The 1,853-nt window shown below is 75.0% G+C and carries 2 protein-coding genes; both read left to right on the top strand.

The genetic code is table 11. The annotated features are described in order from the left end of the window. Positions 1 to 351: alpha/beta fold hydrolase (locus ACFXA3_RS22520; protein WP_385189267.1), on the top strand; the 351-nt coding region annotated here is incomplete at its 5' end. A 215-nt stretch (positions 352 to 566) separates the two neighbouring features. After that, positions 567 to 1,706 carry a serine hydrolase domain-containing protein gene (locus ACFXA3_RS22515; protein ID WP_385189265.1) on the top strand — a complete coding sequence of 380 codons (1,140 nt, stop codon included), beginning with the start codon at positions 567 to 569 and terminating at the stop codon, positions 1,704 to 1,706. Positions 1,707 to 1,853: the final 147 nt, after the last annotated feature.

Raw genomic sequence — 1,853 nt, 5'->3', positions numbered from 1 at the left:
TTCCACCGGGGCCCCGACAGGCTCCCCGCCGGACATGCCGCCCTGCAGCAGGGCAACATGGCCGCCCTCCGCGTCCTCGCCGGTGACCCGTACATGCACGACCCGAAGCTGCTCCGCCGTCTGCGGCGCGTCGACGTTCCCGCTCTCCTGCTCTGGGGTGAGAGCGACCGCATAGTCACTCCCGCCTACGGCGCGGCGTACGCCGGAGCCTTCGGAAACGGCCGGCTCCACGTCATCCCCGGGGCGGGCCACCTGCCGCAGGTGGAACAGCCGGAATCGACCTTCGCCGTGATCGATGCCTTCCTGCGCGAGACGGCCGCCGACCCCGTCGGGACTCGCCTGCCCGGGTAGCGTGAGCCGAGGCCGGTCGCTTCGGCTTCGGAGCGGGGGCGGTCCGACGGACGCAGACACGGCGTGGGGCGGGCAGAGCCTGGCGACGGCGGTGGTGCGGTGCCGTTCCTCGATGCCCCTGCCGAGCGGCGACCTCCGGAACGGTTCCGGCCGCAACCGCGTTGGACTCGGCGGGTGACCGTGACCGCGGTCCCCGGCTCGGAGGGGGAGGGTCTGTGCACACCGACACGGGGCCGGACAACCCGGCGCAGCGGCGCGTCGAGGAAGTCCTGGCGGAGCTGACGGAGTCGGGCGCGGAGCTCGGGGTGCAAGTGGCGGCCTGGTGCGACGGCGAGCTGGTGGTCGACGCGTGGGCGGGTACGGCCGACGTCACCGAGGGGCGGCCGATGGGGCCGGACACGCTGGTACCTGCCTGGTCGACCGGCAAGGGCGTGGCGGCGGCCCTGGTCGCGGTGCTGGTGGACCAGGGCCTGCTGGCGTACGAGGCGCCGGTGGCGCGGTACTGGCCGCGGTTCGGCGCGGCGGGGAAGGAGCGGATCACCCTGGGGCAGGTGCTCGGTCACATGGCAGGGTTGCCCCGGCTGCCGGCGGACGTGACCCCGGAGCGGCTGCTCGACCTGCCGGCCATGGCCGACTGGATCGCCGGGCAGCGGCCGCAGTGGGAACCCGGTAGTGCTTTCGGGTACCACGCCTGGACCTACGGGTTGCTGCTGGCCGAGATACTGCGCCGCGCCACCGGCCGGACCTGCGACCAGCTGCTGGATGATGAGCTGGCCGGTCCGCTCGGGATCGGTGACGAGCTGCTCTTCCACGTCCCCGGGCATCTGGCATCGCGGGTGGCCACCTGTGACGACGGCGGCTGGAGGGCGCGGCTGGAGCGCATGCCGCCCGGGGCGCCGTTCTTCGACTGCGTTCCCCGCGGGGTGCTGCCGGTGGCGGAGTTGGGCAACCGCGCCGACTTCCGGCGTACGGCACTGCCGGCCAACGGGATCATGACCGCGCGCGGGGCCGCCCGCCTGTACGCGGTGCTGGCCTGCGGTGGCGAGCTGGAGGGGATACGGCTGCTGTCGCCCGCGACCTTGAAGGAGGCCACGACGGGCTGGGTGAGCGGGGTGGACCGGATGATGGGCACCACCTGCACGATGGGCGGCGGATTCGTCATCGGGGACGGCGGGGCGAAGCCGGTGCGCCCGGCAGGCGGCTTCGGCCACAGCGGGTCGGGCGGCAGCACGGCTTTCGCCGACCCGGCGCATCGGTTCTCCTTCGCTCTGGTCAAGAACCGGATGACCGTGCCCGGCCTGGACGCGCGGCTGGCGAGCGAAATCCGTGCGGCGCTCGGCATCGCGGGCGACTGAGTGCCCCGGGCAGCGGGCCTGCGGCCCCCGGTCCAGGTCCGTGGGGGGGGGGGGGGGGGCGGCGCGGGCCGGGGGGGGGGCGGGGGGCGTGGCGCTGGCTCTGCGCGGCGGGGGGGGTGGGGTCGGGGGGGAGGGGGAGTCGCCGGG

This window comes from Streptomyces sp. NPDC059456 (assembly GCF_042750055.1).
GTDB lineage: Bacteria > Actinomycetota > Actinomycetes > Streptomycetales > Streptomycetaceae > Streptomyces.
This window is presented reverse-complemented; position numbering and strand designations above follow the sequence as displayed.